Below are 6183 nucleotides of genomic sequence, written 5' to 3'. Positions count from 1 at the left end.
TTAAACGGATCAATAATATGTGCTGCATCTCCCGCAACCTCTGGCATTGATGAGGTGTTTGATGTAATTACAGGAACACCGCAACCCATAGCTTCAAGCATAGGAATTCCAAAACTTTCTCGTAACGATGGATACAAGAATATTTTACACAAAGAATAAATTGCAGGTAAATCTGTATTTACCACATAACCAGTTAAAACTATTTGTTCTATTAGTTGTTTGTCGCCAATTTCATCAAGTAATTTTTCTAATTCTTTGGAATCATAATCTAACATAACTAGTTTATAGTCAGATTTACTTTCTTTTAAAAAGTCGGAAAAAGCTTTAAGGGTTCCTTTAGTATTTTTTTTAGGGTCAGTATTTCCTAGGAAAAAGAAAAAATGGTCTGGTAATTTATATTTATCCTTTACTCTTTTTAACTCAATTTCATCTGAAACAGGTTTAAAATGTGTACTTACACCATTATAAATTGCAGCAAGACGCTTGTCGTTTTTCATTCCAAAAAAATCACCAATTCTATTTTTTTCAAAATGAGAAACTGTAACTATTTTATCACTTTTTTTAACAACACGCGGAATAACTAATCTTCTATAAACATTTCCAAATTTTTGATACGTAGAAGCACTTCCAGAAAGAATTTTATAGTAACTACTTTCCATATAAATAATATCATGTAAAATGGTTATTAACGGAATGTTACTAAAAATAGGAGCGGTATTGCTGGTACAATGTAAAATTTCACAACCGTACTTTTTAGCAGCTTTTGGCAATGCAATTTGTTCCCACATTGGGTAAATACCACCATCAAGTTCAATAATTTTAAAATTTGATGTTTCGGTTAAAACGGAGTGGTCTTCATCTGGCTTAACAAATATAAAATACTGATTTTCTTTGTCAATAATTTGAAGATTTCTAATAAGCTCTAAAGCAACCATGTCCATTCCATGTTTCTTCTTACGAAAAAGTCGTTGTCCTTCTATTCCTATAATCATACTCTATAATTTTATTGAAACATTTTTAGTTTATTCTATTTATTTTTTGGTGTGCTAGACGTGTGTTGTGTGTGTATAAAGGTTTTGTTAGCTCCTTTTATTTTAAGTAGCGACAACAGCATCATAAACATTCCTTTTGGTAAACTAATTAATGCTTTAAGAGTTTTTAAGTTGTAAAACAATTTTGGTACTGAAAGTATAAAAGACAGTACACAAGCACCTATTAAAACAAGCCAATACACTAAAAAATTAGGTGAATTATCTAACAGAAAATTTAAAATGATAAATGCAGCTCCAAACAGTATTACAGCTCCTAAAAGTAAAATTCTTGGAGGTTGAATAAATTGAATTGCCTTATCAAAATAATCAATATTTCCTTTGGTAATTAAATCTTTGGTTGCGGTTAAAATATCTTTTCTGAAATAATGAAATTGTGCAGAAAGCCATCTTCTGCGTTGATTTCCAAACACTTCTGATTTTTGAATTTTTTCATCATAAACAATAGCGTCATCTAAATAAACAATTTTACGACCTTCTTTAAGCATTTTTAGCTCAATTTCTTTGTCGAAACCACCTACAGCAGTAACTGTAGCCATCATATTTTTAAAATACGCATAATTAAACGCCATTCCCGAGCCAATAATGGCAGAAGACAATCCTAAAACCCTGTGACCTTTTCTAAAAATATTATTGTTAATTTCTTCGCTAACAGCATCTAATATTGCCCAAGAGTTGTTGGTGTTTTTTGCAGTTCTGTGGCCTTGTACTGCAATAAATCCGTATTCAAAAGCAGCGTTTATTTTACTTAAAAAATCTGTAGCCATTACGTTATCAGCATCTAAAACAACTCCAATTTCATATTCTTTTGTTAAGGAAGCCATAGCAGCATTTAACGCTTTAGATTTGGTGCTTTTTTCAAAACTAACTTCAACAATAGTTATGGGTAATTTTTTAAGTTCAGCAATAGTTTCTGGTTGAAATGAATCTGCAATAATTATAACATCGTATAAGTTTGAGGGATAATTTTGTTGCAGAGCAGCTTTAGCAACGTCAACAATTACAGCATCTTCTTTATAGCCAGGTATTAAAACGGCTATGCTTTTTAAATTTCCATTATCTGAATAGGAGCGTTGCTTATAAAAAACACTGGCAATTGAAAAAATTAAAATGTACAAGGTTGCTAAACCTAAAAAGATTAAAATAAGAAGTTGTAAAATGTTTAGTAGTTGCATAATTGTTTAATTTAAAATTTACATTAATAAAGCTTTAAAACGTACTTTATTAAATTATTTAAAACTTCTAATTTTATCTCTAACCTTTAAAGCATATTTTCTTAAAAATGGAAAGTTTTTACCACTTTTAAGGTTGTACATAAAAGATTCTGAATTGTAAATCATTTCAAAATTGGCAGTACATAATACCGGTTTTTTTGATATTCTGTTAATTTCTATGGCTTGTGCAATTTCACTTTCTACAAATAACACATAAGGTTTAGACATGTATGCTTTTGCTTTGTGATCTCCGTGATTGTTTGCTTTTTGACGCGCTTTCATATCAGGTAAATCAAGCATTATAAGATCGTTATATTTTATGTTATTAGCTTTTAACCAAGTTTCGGTTTCATTTCGGTACTTTTCTAATCTAGATGTTACCACAGTTCCAATTTTGCTTCCTGGCACAAAAAGTGGAGGTGCATTTAAAATAAAATCAATATACTTTTCGCCATCATCATTTTGTTCAGGTAATGGATCTGGGCATAAAACGCCATCAATATCAAAGCAAGCTTTTTCTAAGGTTGTGTGGTTTAAAATATTCCATTGAAAATATCTTGGTAAAGGAACTATTTCAAAAAAGTAGTCTACCATTTTTTCTTTTCCCGGAATTATATACACGGCGCAATATTTAATGTCAAATTTAGATTCAAGATGCTTTAAACTTTCTTTCACTTCAATCATGGCAGAACCTGAAGCGATACTATCATCAACAACCAATATTTTTTTGAATTCAGAAATATCAAAAAACTGACTACGTGCTCCAGCTTTATAAATATGACCGTTTAAAAAAGAGTGAATATCTGTATACGGGCGATTTAGGTACAGTGATAATAAATTTGCAGGAAGCATACCACTTCTTGGTACACCTACAATTAAGTCTATATCGCGTGGAATAATACTTAGTTTATTAAGTATTATATTATTTAGTTCTCTAATATTTCTATAATTCATAAGGGTTGTTTTAAAATTTTACAAATTAATTGCTAATTAAAAAATAGATTTAAGCTGTTAACTTTTCTATTTTTAATATTTATTTTCTAATTGTTTAGTTAATTCTGCTTCGTTTTTTTCATTATCATCAATAAAAACTTTTGAATTTGAGATTAATGCCATTGATGAATAAAAAATTAAAGCTGTTGGCATTGTTCCTAAAACAGCATTACCGTAAGAAGCTACCATAACACCTGCCATTCCTGAAATTAATGCACTCATTTTAAGTTTTACAATGGGATCTCTAATTCTAAACATGACTTCAAAACTTGCTTTTCCCATGACATAAAATAGAATCATAAGGTGGAGTAATAATCCAACTATACCTTGTTCTACCCAGATTAATACATACCAACTATCTGTTGCTACATTTGAAAGAAAAGCATTAGGTAAATATTTTTGGGCTTTTGTTCCACCATGGCCAATTCCGCCACCAAAAGGTCGTGATGATAAATAGTTTTTAAGTATTTTTTGATTGTCAAGTCGTACTTGTAAGGAAGCATCATTAGGATCAAAAGCGGTTCTCATTCTTCTAATTTGATAATTTCCTTGACCTATAAAGGTATATTTAAAAAATATGAACACTAGTAATAATAGTACTATACCTGAAACCATTACGAACATATTTTTTCGTAAAACAAAAAATGTCATAAAGCCAATTAGTGGTACACTTATAGATCCTCTTGTTCCTGAAATCATCATTCCATAAATTCCTAAAATTCCTACCATAATGAAGAAAAATTTAGGCAATCCTTTTTTAGACATTGAATAAATGATTGCTACCACTGCAGAAAATGCTTGATTTGCACCAAATTGTCCTGCATCACTATAAAATGAAAAGACTCTTAATTTTCCAAATAAGATATGAGTTTTGTAATTCCCTTCATTTAACCAAGCTTGTTCGGCAAAGTCAACTCCAAAATTTAATTGTATAATTCCTTTTATTGTTGCTAAAATTGAAAATACTCCCCATATATAAAGTATTGTATCTAATTTTTTATTGGTATTTATATATAGTAAGGTTAATGGAATTAACAAAAAAGGATAAAGTGCCATACCACGGCCAGAAATCCAAGCAGCAAAACTTCGTGCTTCTGGATTAATTATTTGAAATATTGAGTACCCAAACCATATTGTTGCTAAAATTGTTACGTCTTTTTTTATAGGAGTCCAATCTACGCGCTCTTTAAACTTATTCATAAACAATGCTACGTAAGTTAAAATTAAAATAGCATCAATTCCAAACCCAATGGGTACGCCGGTTAAGTATCTTCCAAGTCCTATTAAAATAAAATTGAAGCCGATGGCTGTATAAAAACCAAGAATTGGGTAGGTAAATAAATAGTATAAATAAACAGATCCAAAGATGAGTCCAAAAGCAAGTCCAACTCCAATAATTTCTAATTTTACAATAATAACGGCAAATACAACTATTAAAAAAAATAACAACACCAAAAACCCTGGCTTAGCTAAATTGCTTGAGCCCGAGTATGCTTCAAATGGGTTTGTGTTATTATTAGTTGCCATGTGTTATTTTTTGAATTCAAAATCTACAAATTTTGAATACTTATTATTGGTTAGTTTATTAAAAATGGAAACATAAAATAGAATGCCACTAGTAAAGATTTCTTTAAATTTTAAATTTAATTCTTTATCAAGAAAATACATTCCCATCCAAATTCCAATGATTGTAAATAGGATAGAGGCAACGGCCACCATTATTAAAGATTTAAAGGCAAAAATTGCAATTAAATCTCCAATTACATTTGCAACCACCATAAACAATACTTTAAGTGCATTTATATTTGGTTTGTTAATACTGTCAAGTCCAATTCCGGTCATTCTATCAATAGGTAGTAATAATCCGTAAATTGAAAATACCCTAACAATATCTGTAACATTAAATCCTGTTATTGGATCAGTACCTAAATATTGATCTCCTGAAAGTAAGAACACGAAAAACTCAGCAAAAACAAAAGTAAAAATGCTAATGAAAACAAATAAATAGGAGAGTGCACCAGAATACACGTAAAAAAGCTCCTTTACTTTATCAATTTTGCCATGAACACTTTCTTTAGACATTTTTGGAAAAGCGGTTGCTACAAAACTACGAAGTGGTATTTGTTGTAATTCGGTTAATTTTAACGGAATACTATACAATGCAACGGCTACATTTCCTAGTGGACTTAAACTAATTATTAACGTATCTGCATTACGTAATAAATTAGTGCCTATTAATGTAAATGTGGTATATTTTCCAAAATGTAACAATGTTTTATTAGTATTTACACTTGCTTTTCTAATAAATTTTAAGCCATCCCACCCAGCAATTAAACTAACTAATGATGTTAAAGCGTTTATAGCTAACATAGCCCAAACTAATTGAGTAAGTGTTAAGTTTAAAAAAAAGTAATTTGCTAAAAGAACTAAAAAAAATGTTCCGCTATTAATAACTTTTAATACTAAAATTTTACCATACATTCTATCTGCTTGCAATACAACCAAGGCGTTATTCCAAGGAAGGTTTAAAAAAGCTAATAAAGGATACCAGTCAAAAAATACTTGGTATCCAGAGTTTTTAATAGGTTCATTAAAAATTATGTTACATAAAAAAATTATGGCAGCAAGTAGTATAGTTGCTCCAAGTCCAATTAAAGCATTTGATCCAATTAATTGGGTTCTTGAAGAGTCATCGGCGCCCGATAAATAACGTATTAAACCCGTATTTGTAATACCAAATCTAAACATTTCAACAAAACCACCAGCGGCTATAAACAATACCCATTCACCAAAAACATCTAACGGTAAGCTTCTTGTTAATAATGCAAATCCAACTATGCCTAAAATGGCAATAACTACATTTCCCATAAGAGAAAGAAAGTTGTCTTCGCGTATTATTTTTTTAAGCTTTTTCATTAAATTATAAA

5 protein-coding genes are annotated in these 6183 nt (G+C 29.9%); all 5 read right to left on the bottom strand.

Annotated features, from left to right (window positions below):
- Nucleotides 1-992 (bottom strand): glycosyltransferase family 4 protein (locus tag ABY298_RS04555; protein ID WP_372744824.1); only part of this gene is annotated, 992 nt, incomplete at its 3' end.
- A gap of 35 nt (nt 993-1027) precedes the next feature.
- Nucleotides 1028-2224 carry a glycosyltransferase family 2 protein gene (locus tag ABY298_RS04550; RefSeq protein WP_372744823.1) on the bottom strand — a complete coding sequence of 399 codons (1197 nt, stop codon included), beginning with the start codon at nt 2222-2224 and terminating at the stop codon, nt 1028-1030.
- Nucleotides 2225-2278: 54 nt separating this feature from the next.
- Nucleotides 2279-3217 (bottom strand): phosphoribosyltransferase family protein, encoded by a 939-nt coding sequence (locus ABY298_RS04545; RefSeq protein ID WP_372744822.1) that lies wholly within the window; start codon nt 3215-3217, stop codon nt 2279-2281.
- Between the two features lie 72 nt (nt 3218-3289).
- Nucleotides 3290-4783 (bottom strand): O-antigen ligase family protein, encoded by a 1494-nt coding sequence (locus tag ABY298_RS04540; RefSeq protein ID WP_372744821.1) that lies wholly within the window; start codon nt 4781-4783, stop codon nt 3290-3292.
- Nucleotides 4784-4786: 3 nt separating this feature from the next.
- Entirely contained in the window at nt 4787-6172 is a 1386-nt protein-coding gene (locus tag ABY298_RS04535; protein ID WP_372744820.1) for a lipopolysaccharide biosynthesis protein, read from the bottom strand.
- Nucleotides 6173-6183: the final 11 nt, after the last annotated feature.

Origin of the sequence: Lutibacter sp. (assembly GCF_041596795.1) — a bacterium.
Classification (GTDB): Bacteria; Bacteroidota; Bacteroidia; order Flavobacteriales; family Flavobacteriaceae; genus Lutibacter.
Note: the sequence above shows the minus strand (reverse complement) of the source record. Positions and strands in the feature narration are given on the sequence as shown.